Below are 16,943 nucleotides of genomic sequence, written 5' to 3'. Positions count from 1 at the left end.
AAATTCCGGTCACTTTGGAGATGGCATCCATGGCCACTGCAGCGCAGCTCGCCAAAACAATGCCAATGAAGCAAACTTTAACCGCATTAAGAGAATTCATTCAGAAATGACCTATTTCCTAATACTATGAGTGCGAGTAGCGATTTCGAACCTTCTCCCTTGATCGTGAACCGCGCTCAATTCCTCAAGAGATTTACGTTTTAAGGCTTCTTGTAGCTACACGATGGACCTTGAGAAGCCGTTCAAAGTGAGCCTTGTTTTTGATCGAATTCTTTTGCTCCGGGAAGGACAAACAGATGGCGAAGAAAGAGATTGTTCTCATCCATGGTACAGGCGGGCATGGTTCCAACTGGGATGAAATACGGGTAGAGCTGGAACAGCGCGGATACTCCGTGCACACACCCACGTTGCGTTACCATGATCTGCCTGTTCAGGAAGCCGCAACACGAGTCGCACGTGTGCGGCTGCTGGACTATGTGAATGATCTGGTGGACTTGGTCAAAACACTGGAGGAACCGCCCATCATCGGAGGTGGGTCCATGGGCGGCTTGTTAGCCCAGCTCGTTGGCGCTCGCGTGGAAAGCAAGGGCCTGCTCTTACTCTCCACGGCACCTGCATGGGGTATGTACCCGTTCTACCCAACCACGACGCGAGCCTTTTATAAGCACTTCTTGCAGTGGGGGTTCTGGCGGAAACCGCTCTATCCGGATTGGGCGGCGTTCCGCGCCTGTGCGGCGAACGAACAGTCGGAGGAAAAGGCCCGCGAATTCTTTGCAAAGCTCAATGTGGAATCCGGCCGCGCTTACGCCGAAATGGCCTTCTGGTTCCTTGATCCGCATCGCTCATCACGGGTGGATGTGAATGCCATCACCGTGCCCGTGCTCACAATAGCGGGTGCCAAAGACCGAATGGTATCCCCACGCATCGCTCACCTTACCGCCAACCGCTACAAAAACAACGGAACGCTCGTCGTGCTCCCCAACTCTGACCATCTGGTGATGGTTGGTAAAGAGCAGGAGAACACATTGCGTGCGTTTGATCAGTGGGTTGCCGAGAACCAGATCTTCCCGGAAACGTAGAAATTGAGAGGGTGTTGAACCGTCCAGATTACCCCCTTGCCCCTCATGTTACGGCGTCATGGTTTCCATGCGATGGTGGAACTCGTTCCAGTTGCGGGTGAAGCCGATAAGAGAGTAGTTGAGGGCCAGTTGCTTTCTGTCGCCTGCCTTGCGCACGAGAATCGACATTTGATCGCCGCGCTTGAGGAAGTCCACGACCGTTTTGTTCGCGGTAAAGGCGGCCTCACAGCCCTCAGGATTACAGGTGATCAGCTTGGCCTGAATAATCGCTGCATCGTCAATGCCGATATTGATGCCGCTCGGGATGTGAATGCCCAACGGCAGTTTGAGGATGCCTGCATAGGTGGTCGCGTTGAGCTTGCGGAAGGCGATGTTGTTGAATAAAACGCCGTTTTGTAGTCGGATCTCTGCATAAACTTGGCACTGCTGCCTGCTGCATTGAACGGACCATTCCTCCTTTGCCTGAGCGGAGGAGATTGCGACAATGCCCCCGCCATGGAATACCATGGCGAAGGCGACAAAGAAGATTGAGAGAAGTCGGCTCATGTGCCTCTCCTGAGAATTTTAGAACGAGAAGCCGATACCGGCACCGGCGGCGACGTTTTCATCAAAGTCGGTTGCGACAGAGGCTGTGATGGCAACGTTCTCCATGGGCATGAACGCGGCTTTCATGGAGCCAGCTGACTTTCCTTTGAAGTGCCCAAAGCCACCGGAGAGTGACAGACCGTTCATGCCACCCTGAATGATTGGCGCGTTGGCAATCGCGATCGCCATGGCAACACCGGCCTGCAGCTCATCCACGTCCTCTTCCAGCGAAACAATGCGCGAGCTGTTGCTAGCAATTGCATCCGTATTCGCGGTAATCCGATCAGCATTGCTGTTAACGGCGGCAACCACATTGTCACGGGCAGTGCCGGTGAAGGATGAGTTCAGATCATCCAGCGACCCAACCTTCTCGTTCAGCGCGGTCACAGCGGAGACCATGGTGGTTTCTGCCGGATCCGCCGCCTGCAAGTCGCTTGGCAGGGTGCTGATGTCACCAATCTTTGCGTCTACTGCGTTGAAGGACGCCAGAATGCCGGTTGCCAGCCCCTCGCCGTTCTCAAGCGCTTCAGCGGTTGCTCTACCGGAAGCACCATCAGCACTCGCTGTTGTGTAGGTATTGTAGGCGGCGTTTTCGGTTACGAACGTGTCGTAGGCGCCAGAGTAATCACCTACTGCGGTATCCAAATCGCCCAGAGTGGCTAGTGCAGTCGCTGGTACAGCTCCGCCCGTATAGTCGCCTGCGGTTGGATCAGCGGGTCTGGTCTCTGTAACCTCTTCGCCAGCAGCAGCTTTTGCTTTCACATGGTCGAGATATGTGGTCCACTCATCCTTCAGTGCCTGATTGTTATCAATCGCGTCAACCGCCGCTCTTGCATCAGCAAGTGCTGTGCTGCCCGCGTCGATGAGGGGATCTGTCGCAGTTGTCGGGATTGGGTTTGCTGCTGTGGTCTGAATTGTTCCAAACAGAGTTTCGAAGTCAGCAATGCTTGCTGCATTATCGTTAATTTCGTTGGCAAAAATGCGGTCTACATTTTTGCGCTCGCCAATGGGTGTCTCTGTAGTCTCATCATAGGCTGTTGCGAGGTTGTCTGTCTCGCCTTTGTAATGAGTGACCGCACTAGCGTCGCCTGGGGTGATGGTGATTGTGCCTGCGTGTGCCATGCCTGCACCCGCTAACAAAGCGATTAATGCACATGAGTACTTGAGATGAGTCATCGTAAAAACCCTGTTTGAAACAATAAAAACTGAGCTAAATACTGCTGCCGGAAACCATTGATTTGGCATGCAGAAATTGTTCTGTCGCATCTGGCGAGCAGTTCTTGGAATACAATTTGTGACCTTGTGAAAGAAGCCTGTGATCAATCGGCCTCATCATGTGCCTACTTATATTCGTAGGAATTTTGGAGGAATATTAGTAAAACAATGCCAGTAATAATTCAGAGGGCTATATCTAGGTAATGAGAAGCCCGTGAATTCTCGGTTTTTAACGAAGTGAATTTGAGAAAATTGAAGGTTCTTGACCGCTCTCCCACATTTTTAGCCCGCCTAAATAACCGGGGTATAGCTATCAGTGAGTCATCGCCTGCTGTGGAGTTCTGGCGTTGGGAGGGGAAGGGCAAAATAAAAACCCCGCCTCATGAAGAGACGGGGTTTTTTGGAGTGTGCGAGCGCCACATGAACAAGTGCCCAAGTGGGGCCTGTTATTATTATTTTTGTTCGTTCTTATTGTTTTTATTTGGCACCAGAAGGCTCAACCGCTGCGCAGTTAAGCATCAGCAAAGCCCTCCAGAATTAGTCGCTCGCAGGAAAGTTTTTCTGCACGTTGTCCAGATCAAGGACGGTTGGTAGAGACGCCTCGTTGCCGAGGAACTGAATGGCATGGGCAGATGCTGCACGGGCCAGCTTGAAGTGGTCTTCCCAAGCCCCTTTAGGGTCCGCCAGATAAGCGTAAACATAAGCACCGTGGAAGGTATCACCCGCACCGTTGGTGTCGAGGACGCGATCACCCGGTACTTTCAGAGCAGCCAGACGCTTGATCGGGCACTTGTCTTCGTACCAGAGCAGGCCTTGTTCACCCTGTGTCACACCGCCCACCTTGACGCCCTTGGCACGCAGGTATTCCAGCGTGTCTTCCGGGGATTTACCCAGTTGCTCGCAGAACAGTTCAGAGACAATCGCCACATCAATGTAATCGAGAAGCTCTTCAGTGTTCTCACGCACAGCGCCGCCATCCAGCGAAGTGAGGATACCGTGCTTGCGGCACAGTTTGGCGTAGTGCAGCGCTGCGTGCGGGATGTGACCATCCACGTGCAACGCCTGACAGCCAGCAAGGTTCAGCTCTGGGAACGGGTGCAGGAAATCGTTGTCACGACAACGCACGATGGCGCGTTTGCCGTCCTTTGGCATGATGAAGGAAAGGGAGCTTTCCTTCACCTTACAGCTGTGGATCGGAATGGAGTACTTGGCTGCCATATCGCGGAACATGCGGGACAGCCAGTCATCTGCCATGGAGCACAGAAGGTCTGGTGCAATGCCCAGCTTTGCGCAGACAAAAGCTGCAGTTACAGCGTTGCCACCAAAGCTGACGGCATAATCCTGCGCAATTGCCTTTTCATCGCCTTCCGGCATGATTTCTGACAAAAAGGTTACGTCGATATAGGACTGGCCAATGAATAGCGCTTTCATCCTGTACTCCATCAAAAACCAGACCACACCCCCAACGTGTGGTCTGTCAGGTCATTCTTACTGCGCTAGGGATTTACCAGCGCTGCGAAGATCAGCAAAGGCTTCTGTCATACGAGTGACAATGCCTTTTTCACCTTCCCGCAGCAATTTGCGCGGATCGTAGACCTTCTTATAAGGGACACCGGTCTCCGGGTCGATCTGATGTTTGAACGCATTTGGCGTTTCGAACACATAAGCGCCTGCTTGTTCGGAGAATGCGAACTGGGTGTCAGTGTCGATGTTCATTTTGAACACGCCGTAACCGAGGCTTTCCGCAATTTTCGCTTTCTCAGAGCCGGAACCACCGTGGAACACGAGTGGCAGTGGGTTTTCGCCCAGACCGTGGGTTTCGCGAACCAGCTTCTGGCTTTCACGCAGGATCTCAGGGCGCAGCTTCACGTTGCCCGGCTTATAAACGCCGTGCACGTTGCCGAAGGAGGCAGCTACAGAGAAGTGGCCCAGTGGGTTGAGGCGGTTGTACGCTTCCAGCACGTCTTCTGGCTGGGTGTACAGTTTTGGATTGTCAGATCCGATGTCATCATCAGAACCAACGCCGTCTTCTTCACCACCAGTGCAGCCGAGTTCGATCTCAAGGCTCATCTGCAAAGGAGCCATGCGCTTCAGCAGGCGCTCACTTTCAGACAGGTTGTCTTCCAGAGTTTCCTCGGAAAGGTCCAGCATGTGTGATGTGAAGAGGGGACGGCCATTTGCACGGAAGTAGTCTTCACCGTGCGAGATAAGAGCTTCCAGCCAAGGCACCAGTTTACGGTTTGCGTGGTCTGTATGGAGCACGACACAAACACCGTAATGTTTTGCCAGCAGGTGCACGTGCTGGGCAGCGGATACCGCGCCAAGAACACGAGCCTGGAAGCTGTCCGGCATGGCTGCACCAGCGTAGAACTGTGCGCCGCCGTTTGAGAGCTGTACGATTACGTCGGATTTGTTGGCTGCCGCAGCTTCGAGCACTGCGTTGATTGAGTTAGTGCCAACCACGTTTACTGCTGGAAGAGCGTACTGCCCTTCGCGTGAGGCCTGAATGAGGGTTTTGTATTCTTCGCCAAAAATGACGCCTGGACGCAGCTTCGTCACCTTAAAGGTCTCCCGATCACATGTTGAGTGAGTAAAAAGCGAAGCCCGGGAGGAGGGAATGCTGTCAGGAACAGCAGGGTGTGGGCTTCGCCTTTACTCATATGACTCGGTTGTTACGCGCCTACTAAAAGGGGGGATAGCAGGCGGTAAGGCCCCGAATGAGGCTTGCCGAGGGTGGCGGCAAACCTTGCTGGTGAAAAGTTTTTCACCGGGTGCAAAAGATTTGACGCGAAAGTGCATCGAAATGGGGGAGATTGAAATAAGTAGGAGTACGTAGGCTTTGCGGGCGTGGAGAGCGCTGATTTAAGGACCATACCGGGGTTTGAGGCGCATTCCTATGACAAATCGCAAAGTGACCAAGCGGAATGTTGGGGTTACTTACAATTTTGAGAGTACTAATTTGGTTTTATGACAAATATATCATGACAGTGCCACCGAATAAGTAATCAAACCCATGACAGATTGTCGCCAGATTCTGTGCGCATCCGGGGACAAATCCGGGTGATTTATTCTCTTTCACAGATATTTTGACGGTGAAACTATGAAAAAACCACCCGAATTGACGACCAGGTTACCTTATTGAGTCGGTCACTTCAGACGTTTAAATGCCTCGTAGTCGCCACGCGTCTCCAGTGATAATGTGACAGGGCTGTTAGTTCTGTTGCGCCAGAACCAGCCATGGTTGCCATCAAATGCCGCTGTGAGCTCGCCTTCGTCCTGCGGGATGCCGCGTCCCTTCACATATGAGATGGATCTTCCGTTCCCATCACCGTGGGTGTCGTAGTTGAGAACGCTGCCGTTTGCTGTCCAGCGATAGAAGGCTGTCTTGCCTTCCTTCATCACCAGCTTCACCTCAACGCCTTCGCCGGGCGCCAACTCGATGGTGGTCTGGTCGCTTTTGATCTCAGGGGCTGGAGCAGCGGGTTGCACCACAGGGGCCGTGACCACTGTTTTCACCGGCGGTGTTGCTGTGTTCACAGCCGGTTCGAAAGTCGCTTCCGCAGTTTGCTCTAGCTGTTGCTTTAGCATGACCTCGGTCAGCTTCCGTTCGATCTCATCCATGCGCCCGGCGAGTTCCGGTGCAGCGGATGGAACGGGCTGGGTTGGGGCAGGTGTGGCAGCAGCGGTTGCGGTTGCATCCTCAGCGCTTTCTTTGGCCAGCTGGGTTTTGATCTCGCCCATTTGGGTCAGGCCCAGAACGCGGCCCATGCCTGTGGCATCCACCCCGTATTCAGAGGGTAGGATCACCACGACCAGAAGAACCAGTGCGGAAAGAGCAGCGATGATTGTTGAGCGCATTAGCTGGGCCGAAGTTGGCAGCTCGGAGCGCTTTGGGGGAGTTGTATTATACATGGGGCCTCAAATTATAAAGATAGGAAGAGGCCGGTGAGCTGGTATCCAACCAGCGCAAAGCCTGCTGTCATCATGGTGGTGTTCAGGGAGTATGCGTAACGCCAGAATGTCTGCGTGCGCCGCCAGTAGCCCATAACGATGAGAATACCGCTCAGGGCCAGCAACTGACCCAGTTCGACGCCCACGTTGAAGGCAAGCAGGTTTGGCACCAGTCCGTCCGGCGAGATGTCGTACTCGTGGATCTTGGTGGACAGCCCAAAGCCGTGAAAGAACCCGAAGACCAGTGTGGTGAGGCGGGTGTTGGGCTGATACTTAAACCACACCCGATAAGCGCCCATGTTGTCGAGCGCTTTATAAACCACCGAGAAGCCGATGATGGCGTCGATGAGGTATGCGTTGATGCCGATGTTGAAGTAGACCCCGAGCAACATCGTGGTGGAGTGGCCGATGGCGAACAGACTCACATAGATGCCGATGTCTCTGCTTTTGTAGATGAAGAAAACGACGGCCAGCAGAAACAGGATGTGATCGTATCCCGTGACCATATGTTTGGCGCCAAGATACATGAAGGGGATGAGGTTGATCCCGGAGATCTCTTGAATATAGCCCTTGTCACCGGTCGCAATGCCGTGGGCCATTGCAGGCAATGTGAATGCCAGCAGCAAGATGCAGGAGAGCAGCAGAAGACGTGTCGGCGTCCACCGCTCAGCGCCTGCGCGCTGAAGAGGAAATAGCATGGAAAGTCCATCTGTAGTTTAAAGGATTGGTGCTACAGAAGGACTGGACGGGGAGGGCGCTCCAACCGTGAGGCGAGGTCAAATCGTAGGCTCTTAATGGGTAGAGCTGCGGGCTTGCCCGCAATCGCTGAGATCATCAGACGCGTAAGAACAGGTTCAGCCGATGCTTCGTGTGAATGATCAGAAGAGTTATGTCCGTGCACGTGCCCTGCGACTTCCTGATCATCTTCAAACACGTCGTGACTGTGGTCTGTCTCCTGACTATGCGCCTCTTCCATCACATGCTGCTGATAGGTTGTTTGCGCCAGTAGACGCAGGTCATGCGAGGGCGAAGAGCGGCCAATGACGGAAAACACGAGCATCAAGGTGATGCACGTGAGCAGGACAGATTTTAGCAAGGTCACAAGACGATACGACATGCAGCAGTCGGTCAACTCTCAAGCAGTAATTGGCGCTGATAGGTCAGAGGACTATAGCAGTACCATGGACTTAGTCCGAGAAAAAGACTGGAAAGTTGATGGCTTGGAAAACGCTAATTGCAACAGACGGACTGCGCGCAATCGTGTGAGGGGATGCGTTTTCGGCGCAAAAGAACAAACGTTCCTTCCTCATCATTAGGGGCACCGAGATGTTTGTGGGGGCCTGAGTACCAGCTAAGCCAAGTCCCCCAATGTGATTGAAGAATATTCTGTATACCTCAATAAAAGGTGAGTATGCTTACAGGATAATATAAGGAAAACTATAGCAAATATGGGGGTGATCGCTCTATGCTGGTTGGGTGCAGTTGAGGATATGTCAAAATGGAACTGTGGATCCCGATCACGATTGCGGCGGCGTTTAGTCAGAACCTGCGTTCTGCGCTGCAAAAGTATCTGAAGGGCAAGATCGGAACCACAGGCGCGACTTTCATTCGCTTCGGGTTTGGCTTCCCAATTGCGGTTTTATATCTGGCGCTCATCCTCCGGCTCACGGGCGAGGGGATACCCGGTGTGGGCACCGCCTTTTATTGGGCCGCCGTACTCGGCGGGTTGGCGCAGATCATTGCCACGTTCTTGCTGGTGCACCTGTTCTCTTTTCGCAACTTTGCGGTGGGCACGGCCTATTCCAAGACGGAGCCGGTGCAGGCCGCTCTGTTTGGTTTCATTCTGCTGGGGGAACGGCTGACCCCGCTTGGCATGGGCGCGCTTGCTCTTGGTATCATCGGGGTGTTGTTCATCAGCTTTGGTAAGCAGAGACCATCGCGCGCCGTTGTGCTGTCGTCCTTGGTTGGCAAACCTGCCTTGATTGGACTGGCCTCGGCGGCTTTTTTCGGCGCGTCCGCTGCCTTCTATCGCACCGCCTCCCTCTCTGTTGAGGCGGACTCCTTCCTCTTGCAAGCGGCGTTTACGCTGGTGTGTGTGACCGCGTTCCAAACGGTGGTTATGGCCTCATGGATGTCTGTGAAGTGCCCATCAGAGCTGCGTGCGGCGTTCGTAAACTGGCGCTTGTCCGCACTGGTGGGGCTGGCGGGCATTGCCGGGTCTATCGGCTGGTTTACCGCCATGACCTTGCAGCAGGTCGCCTATGTGCGCGCACTGGCCCAGATCGAGCTGGTCTTTACGCTGGCTGCGTCATGGATGTTTTTCCGAGAAAAGATCACGCCGGTTGAGCTGGCGGGCTGCGTTCTGGTTGCGCTGGCTGGCGTCGGGATTGTCATCGCCGCCAGCTGAATAGACTGTGTCTTAGCGGCCTGCGCTACCAACAGCGTTCGTCGGCGTACCTTTATGGAAGTTCTCCATGTGGGAAATCAGCTGATCCCAAAGCGTCTGCATGGCTTCTTCTGAGGCCCAGCCAACATGAGGCGTTACGATCACATTGGGGCGGTCCAAAATGCCCAGCAACGGATTGTCGGTTTGTGGTGGCTCCGTGGTTAGCACGTCAAATCCCGCAGCGGCGATCTGCTGATTGTCGAGTGCCCCTACCAGAGCAGCTTCATCAACCAGACCTCCGCGCGAGGTGTTGATGAGGATCGGCTTCTGTTTCATCGCCTCGAACTCCGGCGTGGAGATCATGCCGCGGGTTTCCGGCGTCAGCGGTGTGTGCAGGGAGATCACATCGCTGGTGGTGATCACCTCCTGCCACGGGGTGTAACCCGAACGAACCTCAGCGGCTCCCTTGCGCTCCGCATAGACCACGTCCATGCCGAAAGCCTCACCAATGCGGGCTGTACCCTTGCCCAGTGTACCACTGCCGATGATCCCCAGACGCGAGCCTGCCAGATCCTTGATAGGGTGGTTGAAGAAGCAGAATGTGCCGGCCTTTTGCCACTCGCCGTTGATCACATCCTGCCGGTACCCCACGAGCGAGCGGCGCAGGGCGAAAATGAGTGCGAAGGCATGCTCTGGTACCGTGTTGACCGCATAACCGCGCACGTTGGAGACCACAATGCCCAACTCGTCGCAAGTGGCGATGTCGACGTTGTCGAAACCGGTTGCCGCGACGCAGATCAGCTTCAGGTCCGGTAGCTGCTTCAGCACACTAGCCGAAACCCTAACCTTGTTGGTGATGCAGATCTGGACCCCTTGTAACCGCTCCAGCACCTCGTCAGGGGAAGTGTTGTCATAGTCTACCCAGTCATGGGCAAAAGCGGGTTTGGAGATGCGGACGGATGGCCCGATGGTGCTCTGGTCCAGAAATGCGATCTTCATAGGGCTACCCCGAAAATGTTGGAAGCAATGCGTCAAAGAGAGACGACGGCTCTGCAGGCTCGTCGTCCTTTCCAGCGCGGGACAGCCCCCACTTGCTCAAGGCATTGAGACCGGTATGAGCGACAGGCCGTCTTTTGTGAGTGAGTATTCCACACGCACAGGTACTTCGGCATATACCTCGCGGCGTATGATGAAGTCTACCTCCAACTCCCTCAGTGAGCGGGTGAGCATCCGGTCAGAGGTGCAGGGCATGAGTTTCTTTAATTCGGAGAATCGTTTGGAGCCGGTCACCAGATGGTAAAGCAGGATCGGTTTCCATTTGCCGCCGATGATGGCAACCGTTGCGGCGACTGTCTCTACAGAGCCGATATGATCTGCACTGTCACTTTTCATTTTTGCTTACACGCTTGTTTGTAATACTCGTCATGCGGATACCTTGCAGGTGTACCGGTGCTAACTCAGCTTATTGTTAAAATCAATTGAGTTTCAGTGGGGTGGAGCCGAATAGCCTTAGAAAGGCCTCAGTTTGTCGCAAGGTTCGGCGCCTCCTTGGTTTGGGCTGGACACACTCTGCAGTTGTCGGCACACTCCATCTCTTGATTTTAGATGTTTTTTTTGTTGGGTGGTCTCTTGGTAAAGTATCCGGAACTTTTTGTGCTTCGGCATGGTCAAACTGAATGGAATGTCGCGGGCAAGTTTCAGGGGCAGAAGAATTCTCCGCTGACCGCGAAAGGCAAAGCACAGGCGCAGCTGCAATACGAACTGCTTTCCGGTGTTGAGACGTTGCCAAAGCAGGCGTTTATCAGCCCGCAGTATCGCACCGTGCATACCGCACAGATCGCGCTTGGGCCGCAGATTGAACAAGTACTGGATGACCGCCTGAAGGAAATCAACTTCGGTGCTTGGGAAGGGAAGGCCAGATCGGAACTGAAGAGCCTGATCGGGGATGATTACGAAAGTGGCCTCTGGCACTTTATGAGCCCGCAAGGCGAAACCTTCGAGGAAATCTCAGCGCGTGTTCAGAGTTTTCTGGATGAGTTGACCGCCCCGGCCATCATCGTCACCCACGGCATCACCTCCATCATTCTTCGCGGGATTTACATGGGGCTGGATCAGCTGGAACTGCTGCAACTGCCCCGCAAACAGGGCTGCATCTACCACCTCGCTGATGGTGTCGAAACGCTGATAGCCAAGTCCGAAAACGACCAGCGTACTCTATCATACGTCAGCTAGGATCGGTGCTGGGGTAAGGTCAAAGCTATCCCAGCGAGTTTGCCAGTTGAGCACTTGCCTTGCGTAGGCGGGGTCATAGACGCGGTCGATCGACCTTGGCAGCATCCATCCATGGGATCGGAACAACTCCACGATTTCAGGTGCTCTGCGGGTGATGACAGCGGGGGCGGCGACTTTCAGCTCCTCAACATCCTCAGGGCGAAAGGGCGTCTGGCTGGAGAGAATGAAGCGCTCGAAACCCTTGCCTGTATCAGTCAGAGCGGCCAGATGGCCTGCGGCGACGTCACGTTCGTCGATGCCGCGGTGCAAGCCTGTAGGCGGCCATCAATGCAGGCTCCTCCGGAAAGCAGCGGGACATGCGTAGTACTCTAACCTTGAAGTGATCACTGGCGAGTAGTGCGAGCTGTTCCTCAGCTTCCAGCTTGGTGCGGTGATAGATGGTGCGCGGCTGCGGCTTCGTTTGCTCGGTGATCCAAGCGGCCTTATCTGCAAGCGTATTGGCGTAGCCGTAGAGCGCTGTTGTGCTCGTGAAGAGGAACCGTTGGACTCTTTGCTCAAGAGCCGCATGTGCCAGCGCGACGGTGCTTTGCACGTTGATCCGGTGAAACTCAGCGTCAGAGAAGACCTCGGTGTGGGGCGCATGCAGCGCCGCCACATGCACGACTGCAACTGCCCCATGACAGCAGCGGTGCAGGGTGTTGGTATCAGCGATATCTGCAACATGAGTCGTGGTTGGCGCGGCGATGCGGTCTATGCCGATGAGTTTGTAGGCTGGCTTGAGAGCACGAACAATCGCGCTACCAATGCGGCCAGAACTTCCTGTAACAACAACCTTCTGCATGTCTGGTAATCCTTCTGCAATCAGCAAAACCGCCTAAACAGGATATGACCGACCGTGCATGAGTGTAAACTCCGTGGAACCCATTCTCACGTGTCTTTTCAGGTCCCCGGCAATGGATCTGGTAGCTCCACACCGTAACGTTCGGCTATGGGAATTATGTCTTCCATGATGCCAGGATAAAGCTCAAGCCCTACCTCCTTAGCTCTTTTAAGTCCCAGATATCCTTTGGTACCGGGAAGGCGCACAGGTTCATTCTCATTGATCGGGCGTGAGTTTTTGCAGCTGTCCACCAGATGTTTGGTTTGACGCTCAAATGCCTCTAGACCAAGAAATGCTTCGGGGTCCGTAACCTGAATGAAGACAGGTCCTAGCCTATCAACGGAAAGGTCTGCCTTGCCGCCATTTGTGCTGCCTGGAGTGATGTGTTCGGAATAATCTGCACCGCCGAACCCGGAAAGACCTTGGGTGAGCGCCTCTACCATGAGGGCCAGATTATAACCCTTGTGGCCATACTCATGCCCGCCGATGGGCAGGAGGGTTCCTTTTGGTTCACTAAACAGAATAGTTGGATCGTTCGACAGATTTCCTTGAGCGTCCTGTATCCAGTATCCGGGTGTTTTTTTTCCTTCATCCACCCAGCGCATTATCTTCGTGCCAGCGCAGATCGTACATGACATATCAATTAGAATGGGGACGTCCCCCGTGGGGATTCCAACTGCAAAGGGATTGGTAGACAGCGCCCGGTCTAGCCCACCAAATGGGGCCATGAGTTTTGAAGCAGGAACAGAGTTTGTGATCATTGCGATCAACCCTTGCTCTGTCAGCTCGGGGAGAAAGGCTTCAAGACAACCGGTATGGTGTGCCCTCTGGATGGCGATGGAACATGTTCCGTATTGTTTGGCTCTCTCAGCCGCCAGACTTAGAGCTTTTTGTGCCAGCCACACTCCCGAGAGGCGTTTGCCATCCCAAACGACTGTCGCTCCCCGGTCCTGAAGAACATCAGGTTCTCCCTCGAGAAGCATATGGCCATCTTCGATGTCTGGCATATGGAACGCTACCAGTTTTAATCCATGCGTATCATGGCCCATGGCATCAGCGGTTACGAACAATCGGGCAATTACGGAGGCCTTCTCTTCGTTTAAACCGGCAGCTTGTAGAATTTTCGATGAAAAACGAACCAGATCATCAAAGCTGTACATCAAAGAGTTCCTTCTTATGGGGAGCACACAGGGCCACAGCCCTTCTTATTTCTTGGCTATCGTTATGTTCCCCAAGGGACTTAAGGGGTGCAGGATGCATCTTGAGCGAATTGTCAAAACTACGAATAAGAAAAGAGGATCAAGCCCTGCCTAAAAGATTTGCTAAAATCTGAGTGGTCAGGCCTGCTGCAATGCATCGAGCTCAATACGCTTGGTGATCCCGATGTTTTCCAGAAATGCTGCATCATGGCTGACTACAAGCAAAGCACCGTCATAGGCGGTGAGCGCGGATTCCATGGCTTCCACGGCCTCAATGTCCAGATGGTTGGTGGGCTCGTCCAGAACTAGCAGCTTGGGGGGCTGGGCCGCGCCGAGAACGCAAGCAAGACCCGCCCGCAGCATCATGCCGCCGCTGAGGGTTTTAACCTGCTGGGTGGAGGCGTCTGCGCGAAACAGAAAGCGGGCCAGAATGGCGCGGCAGGTGTTCTCATCCTGCTCCGGGTTTAGCACACGGAAATTCTGCAGCACCGAAAGCTCGGCGTTGAGCAAGCTGACCTGCTGATCGAGAACACGCGTTGAGGGGTGCAACTGGCACGAACCGGCAAGCGGCTTAAGCTGGCCTGCCAGCGTCTTCAGCAGGGTGGTTTTGCCGGACCCATTGGCCCCGTTGATCGCGACACGTTCCGGGCCAGTCATGACAAGGAAAAAGTCCTGAAGCAGGGGCTGTTGCGCGTCATAACCTGCACTCAGCCCTTGCGCCGTCAACACCCGCTGGCTCTTGGCAATACCGCAGGAGGCCACGCTGATGCGCAGGGACTCCAGCACCTCAATCTTCTCGCGCGCCGCCTGTGATTGCTGCTCGGCTTCCGCACGCAGGCGAGCCGCCTGATTGCTGTTTTCGCCAAGTGAGTTCTCGGCCTTGTTGCGCATGGCGTTGAGCAGAACCTTGGGCTGGTCCCGCTTGGAACGGGCACGGGTGCCAGCGCCATCCTTGCGGGCCTTGCGCTCGGCGACGTTTTGGATCTTGCGGTTAAGATCGTTCATGCGCTTTTCAGCAGAGGCCAAATCCTGTTCGGCCGCCGCCAGTTCCAGCGCTTTTTGCGCCTTGTAGAAGCTGTAGTTGCCGCCAAAGGCGGAGGCCCCCAATGTGGTCAGCTCCACGATGCAATCCATCTGCTCCAACAGGGCGCGGTCATGGCTGACGATGATCGCCCCCTTGCGCCACTTGGCAAGGAAGGCGCCGAGTGCCTCGCGGCCATCCGCATCCAGATTGTTGGTGGGCTCATCCAGCAACAGAAAGTCAGCGTCATGAAACTGAAGCGCCGCCAGCCGGCAGCGGGTGATCTGCCCGCCGGAGAGGGCTGCCAGAGGATGCCGTGCCGTGATCTCCAGCCCCATGGACGCAAGCGCGGCTTCCATGCGGCTTTCCAGCGTCCAGTCGGCCTGCGCCAGCTCATCCATGCTGGCCGTTCCCTCTTCTGCCTTTTGCAGAATGTGCAGGGCATCAGAGACACCAAACAGGTCACCAACCGTATCGCGCGGCCCGTTTTGCACCTGCTGTTTGAGCAGGCCAAGGGTACCCTGGACCGTGACAGATCCGGAGGCAGGTTCAAGCGCACCGCTGATCAAGCTCAGTAGCGTGGTTTTGCCTGTGCCATTGCGACCGATCAAGCCGGTGCGGTGCGGGGCAAACTGAAGGTTGAGATCAGAAAAAAGGCCAGTGCCGTCAGGTAGGGACCACGACAGCTGGTTGAGCGAGATAGACAAAGGCATGATGATGAACTTTCACAGAAACAGGGCAGATTGAATGTGTTGTCCTGTTCTGATTCATCGCTTTATCTCCTTACGCCTCGAATGCGCCAAACACTATGCAGTTTACCCGGAAAGTCAAGGCACATGTCGTTCCGGCGGGCGCACCCCTCGCCCGTGTTGTCCTCACATCACGGCGAGTGGGGGGAAGTCGGCGCTCTGCGTGTTGGGGAAGCAGAGCGCGGGGACTTGGGTTAGAGGCTGGATGCCACCGCCACGGTGAAGTTGGGTGGGATGACGTCGGTGCGCAGGTGTTTGATTGCCTGGTATTCTGGCGAGTCCCAGAACCCCTTCAGGGCCTCCATGCTCGGGAACCGGAGGACAGTCAGCTGCGCATCTGAATTCCATGCGCCTTCCAGATGCTCCAAGGGTTGGTCCGGTCCACCAAAGACGACGAGCTCTGCACCGGCGGCCTCCAGAAGAGGGCGGGCTTTGCTTGCGTATTCGTCAAGGGAGCCATGGCCCCGCGACATGAAACTGCTAGCGACCAGGTAGGCGGGTTTTTGTTCACTCATGTTAATTCTCCAAGTGTTGTTGGGTGAGGCAAAAGCGCAAGATTGCGCCGGTGTCGGGGGAACAGCCTCACCCTGTCTGTGAAGAGACAACACAGGGGTACTTCTTCAAGTTAAGTTGAGGTCAAGCGCTTTTTTTCGAAAAAGGGATAGTTTTGATGCAAAGTGTCGCAGTGTGCGTTTGTTCAGTTAGATTACGGCAGTTTAACTTGATCTTGCCTCAGTCTCTGCCTAGGTTGCGAGCATGTTTCGCGTTCTCACCATTTTGCTGCTTGTGTTCGTAACAGCGCCCCATGCCAAGAGCATGCCGGCAGCTCTTGCTGCACAACAAACAGCGCAAGCCCTCCAGACAATGGAGGTGCATGCTGAGCACAAGACTGAAGCAGCTGACCAGACCATGCAGTGGAGTTGCTGTGACGAGGATGGTGAAGTCTCCGAGGCAGCTGTGTCCTGCATTGGTGTGATGAGTTTGACATCGGAACCCGCGCCATTGATGCCATCCCACGGCATGATGCATGTGAATTTCTTTGCGCAAGACGCCTTGTTAGCCGCGCAACAAGCCGCTATTGACCGGCCTCCAATCCAATGGGCTGCGTAAGCAGCACACTTCTGTACTTACCTCAATTAAAAATCAGAATCTGGATTGGATAGACAATGATCTCCAAGAAAAACCTGCTCGCTGGCCTGTTCGCTGTTGCTCTCACCACTGGTGCATTCTCCATGTCTGCGCACGCAGAGGGCAGCAAAGACCTGACCATCTACAAGTCTCCTTACTGTGGATGCTGCACTGCGTGGTCTGACGCGCTGGAAGAAGCTGGCTTCAACGTGACCGTTCATGCGACAGAAGACATGGACACCATCAAGCGTCAGACTGGTGTTCCGGAGAACATGCAGAGCTGCCACACCGCAGTGGTGGATGGTTATGTGATGGAAGGTCACGTCCCGCTTGATGCTGTCAAACGCGTGCTGGCTGAGCGTCCTGATATCAAGGGCCTGAGCGTGCCGGGTATGCCAATGGGCTCTCTGGGTATGGGCGAGCCGGATGCAGAGACCAACTACACCGTTTACTCCATGCCAAACGGGATGACTGGTCAGCCAACTGTGTACCAGCAGGTTACTGGCAAATAACTCTTA

General features: G+C 54.6%; 19 protein-coding genes. 5 read left to right on the top strand and 14 right to left on the bottom strand.

What is annotated here, in order from left to right:
• The first annotated feature begins 296 nt into the window (after window positions 1-296).
• Window positions 297-1,079 (top strand): alpha/beta hydrolase, encoded by a 783-nt coding sequence (locus IE076_RS16380; RefSeq protein WP_189437862.1) that lies wholly within the window; start codon window positions 297-299, stop codon window positions 1,077-1,079.
• Between the two features lie 48 nt (window positions 1,080-1,127).
• On the opposite strand, the gene IE076_RS16375 is transcribed toward IE076_RS16380, so the two are convergent.
• The 7 genes from IE076_RS16375 to IE076_RS16345 all read right to left on the bottom strand — a co-directional run bounded on the left by IE076_RS16375 (window position 1,128) and on the right by IE076_RS16345 (window position 7,947).
• A complete protein-coding gene (locus tag IE076_RS16375; protein ID WP_209009197.1) occupies window positions 1,128-1,625 on the bottom strand; it encodes an invasion associated locus B family protein in 498 nt (165 codons plus the stop codon).
• 18 nt (window positions 1,626-1,643) lie between these two features.
• The gene (locus IE076_RS16370) at window positions 1,644-2,840 is read right to left on the bottom strand and encodes a YadA C-terminal domain-containing protein (RefSeq protein WP_189437861.1); all 1,197 of its coding nucleotides are present in this window, start codon (window positions 2,838-2,840) and stop codon (window positions 1,644-1,646) included.
• Window positions 2,841-3,416: 576 nt separating this feature from the next.
• Window positions 3,417-4,310, bottom strand: a complete 894-nt coding sequence (locus IE076_RS16365) for a sugar kinase (protein ID WP_189437860.1) — start codon at window positions 4,308-4,310, stop codon at window positions 3,417-3,419.
• A gap of 57 nt (window positions 4,311-4,367) precedes the next feature.
• Window positions 4,368-5,438 carry a class II fructose-bisphosphate aldolase gene (gene fbaA / locus IE076_RS16360; protein ID WP_054667114.1) on the bottom strand — a complete coding sequence of 357 codons (1,071 nt, stop codon included), beginning with the start codon at window positions 5,436-5,438 and terminating at the stop codon, window positions 4,368-4,370.
• A gap of 588 nt (window positions 5,439-6,026) precedes the next feature.
• Window positions 6,027-6,791, bottom strand: a complete 765-nt coding sequence (locus tag IE076_RS16355; RefSeq protein WP_189437859.1) for a hypothetical protein — start codon at window positions 6,789-6,791, stop codon at window positions 6,027-6,029.
• Between the two features lie 11 nt (window positions 6,792-6,802).
• The gene (locus IE076_RS16350) at window positions 6,803-7,528 is read right to left on the bottom strand and encodes a HupE/UreJ family protein (protein ID WP_189437858.1); all 726 of its coding nucleotides are present in this window, start codon (window positions 7,526-7,528) and stop codon (window positions 6,803-6,805) included.
• Window positions 7,529-7,560: 32 nt separating this feature from the next.
• On the bottom strand, window positions 7,561-7,947 hold the full coding sequence (locus tag IE076_RS16345) for a hypothetical protein (RefSeq protein WP_209009196.1): 387 nt from the start codon (window positions 7,945-7,947) through the stop codon (window positions 7,561-7,563).
• 381 nt (window positions 7,948-8,328) lie between these two features.
• Here IE076_RS16345 and IE076_RS16340 point away from each other — a divergent pair, with 381 nt between their 5' ends.
• Window positions 8,329-9,237, top strand: a complete 909-nt coding sequence (locus tag IE076_RS16340; protein ID WP_189437857.1) for an EamA family transporter — start codon at window positions 8,329-8,331, stop codon at window positions 9,235-9,237.
• Between the two features lie 12 nt (window positions 9,238-9,249).
• On the opposite strand, the gene IE076_RS16335 is transcribed toward IE076_RS16340, so the two are convergent.
• The gene (locus IE076_RS16335; protein WP_189437856.1) at window positions 9,250-10,215 is read right to left on the bottom strand and encodes a D-2-hydroxyacid dehydrogenase; all 966 of its coding nucleotides are present in this window, start codon (window positions 10,213-10,215) and stop codon (window positions 9,250-9,252) included.
• Window positions 10,216-10,311: 96 nt separating this feature from the next.
• Complete coding sequence (locus IE076_RS16330; protein ID WP_209009195.1) at window positions 10,312-10,608, bottom strand: winged helix-turn-helix transcriptional regulator; 297 nt, start codon at window positions 10,606-10,608, stop codon at window positions 10,312-10,314.
• Window positions 10,609-10,869: 261 nt separating this feature from the next.
• Between IE076_RS16330 and IE076_RS16325 the strand changes: the two genes are divergently transcribed.
• On the top strand, window positions 10,870-11,448 hold the full coding sequence (locus IE076_RS16325) for a histidine phosphatase family protein (RefSeq protein WP_209009194.1): 579 nt from the start codon (window positions 10,870-10,872) through the stop codon (window positions 11,446-11,448).
• On the opposite strand, the gene IE076_RS16320 is transcribed toward IE076_RS16325, so the two are convergent.
• The 5 genes from IE076_RS16320 to IE076_RS16300 form a co-directional block, all read right to left on the bottom strand.
• Window positions 11,434-11,757: an NAD-dependent epimerase/dehydratase family protein gene (locus IE076_RS16320; protein WP_189437854.1), complete on the bottom strand. Its 324-nt coding sequence runs from the start codon at window positions 11,755-11,757 to the stop codon at window positions 11,434-11,436. The two genes, IE076_RS16325 and IE076_RS16320, sit on opposite strands and share 15 nt — an antisense overlap.
• The gene (locus IE076_RS16315) at window positions 11,732-12,289 is read right to left on the bottom strand and encodes an NAD-dependent epimerase/dehydratase family protein (RefSeq protein WP_189437853.1); all 558 of its coding nucleotides are present in this window, start codon (window positions 12,287-12,289) and stop codon (window positions 11,732-11,734) included. The genes IE076_RS16320 and IE076_RS16315 overlap by 26 nt, the downstream gene beginning before the upstream one ends.
• A 98-nt stretch (window positions 12,290-12,387) precedes the next feature.
• Window positions 12,388-13,488, bottom strand: a complete 1,101-nt coding sequence (locus tag IE076_RS16310; RefSeq protein ID WP_189437852.1) for an Ldh family oxidoreductase — start codon at window positions 13,486-13,488, stop codon at window positions 12,388-12,390.
• Window positions 13,489-13,665: 177 nt separating this feature from the next.
• Window positions 13,666-15,261, bottom strand: coding sequence for an ABC-F family ATP-binding cassette domain-containing protein (locus IE076_RS16305; protein ID WP_189437851.1), 1,596 nt, complete (start codon window positions 15,259-15,261; stop codon window positions 13,666-13,668).
• A gap of 230 nt (window positions 15,262-15,491) precedes the next feature.
• Window positions 15,492-15,812 (bottom strand): DUF1330 domain-containing protein, encoded by a 321-nt coding sequence (locus tag IE076_RS16300; RefSeq protein ID WP_189437850.1) that lies wholly within the window; start codon window positions 15,810-15,812, stop codon window positions 15,492-15,494.
• Between the two features lie 241 nt (window positions 15,813-16,053).
• Here IE076_RS16300 and IE076_RS16295 point away from each other — a divergent pair, with 241 nt between their 5' ends.
• Together IE076_RS16295 and IE076_RS16290 are read left to right on the top strand one after the other, a co-directional pair.
• A complete protein-coding gene (locus tag IE076_RS16295; RefSeq protein ID WP_189437849.1) occupies window positions 16,054-16,407 on the top strand; it encodes a hypothetical protein in 354 nt (117 codons plus the stop codon).
• Window positions 16,408-16,463: 56 nt separating this feature from the next.
• Window positions 16,464-16,937, top strand: a complete 474-nt coding sequence (locus IE076_RS16290) for a DUF411 domain-containing protein (protein WP_189437848.1) — start codon at window positions 16,464-16,466, stop codon at window positions 16,935-16,937.
• Window positions 16,938-16,943: the final 6 nt, after the last annotated feature.

The sequence above is a fragment of the Pseudovibrio japonicus genome (assembly GCF_014651595.1).
Classification (GTDB): domain Bacteria; phylum Pseudomonadota; class Alphaproteobacteria; order Rhizobiales; family Stappiaceae; genus Pseudovibrio; species Pseudovibrio japonicus.
Note: the sequence above shows the minus strand (reverse complement) of the source record. Positions and strands in the feature narration are given on the sequence as shown.

Coding starts and splice junctions, on each gene's coding strand:
- IE076_RS16355 (WP_189437859.1), bottom strand. CDS start 6,791: ATGTATAATACAACTCCCCCAAAGCGCTCCGAGCTGCCAACTTCGGCC.
- IE076_RS16290 (WP_189437848.1), top strand. CDS start 16,464: ATGATCTCCAAGAAAAACCTGCTCGCTGGCCTGTTCGCTGTTGCTCTC.
- IE076_RS16350 (WP_189437858.1), bottom strand. CDS start 7,528: ATGCTATTTCCTCTTCAGCGCGCAGGCGCTGAGCGGTGGACGCCGACA.
- IE076_RS16310 (WP_189437852.1), bottom strand. CDS start 13,488: ATGTACAGCTTTGATGATCTGGTTCGTTTTTCATCGAAAATTCTACAA.
- IE076_RS16315 (WP_189437853.1), bottom strand. CDS start 12,289: ATGCAGAAGGTTGTTGTTACAGGAAGTTCTGGCCGCATTGGTAGCGCG.
- IE076_RS16295 (WP_189437849.1), top strand. CDS start 16,054: ATGTTTCGCGTTCTCACCATTTTGCTGCTTGTGTTCGTAACAGCGCCC.
- IE076_RS16365 (WP_189437860.1), bottom strand. CDS start 4,310: ATGAAAGCGCTATTCATTGGCCAGTCCTATATCGACGTAACCTTTTTG.
- IE076_RS16375 (WP_209009197.1), bottom strand. CDS start 1,625: ATGAGCCGACTTCTCTCAATCTTCTTTGTCGCCTTCGCCATGGTATTC.
- IE076_RS16305 (WP_189437851.1), bottom strand. CDS start 15,261: ATGCCTTTGTCTATCTCGCTCAACCAGCTGTCGTGGTCCCTACCTGAC.
- IE076_RS16380 (WP_189437862.1), top strand. CDS start 297: ATGGCGAAGAAAGAGATTGTTCTCATCCATGGTACAGGCGGGCATGGT.
- IE076_RS16300 (WP_189437850.1), bottom strand. CDS start 15,812: ATGAGTGAACAAAAACCCGCCTACCTGGTCGCTAGCAGTTTCATGTCG.
- IE076_RS16345 (WP_209009196.1), bottom strand. CDS start 7,947: ATGTCGTATCGTCTTGTGACCTTGCTAAAATCTGTCCTGCTCACGTGC.
- IE076_RS16335 (WP_189437856.1), bottom strand. CDS start 10,215: ATGAAGATCGCATTTCTGGACCAGAGCACCATCGGGCCATCCGTCCGC.
- IE076_RS16330 (WP_209009195.1), bottom strand. CDS start 10,608: ATGAAAAGTGACAGTGCAGATCATATCGGCTCTGTAGAGACAGTCGCC.
- IE076_RS16370 (WP_189437861.1), bottom strand. CDS start 2,840: ATGACTCATCTCAAGTACTCATGTGCATTAATCGCTTTGTTAGCGGGT.
- IE076_RS16340 (WP_189437857.1), top strand. CDS start 8,329: ATGGAACTGTGGATCCCGATCACGATTGCGGCGGCGTTTAGTCAGAAC.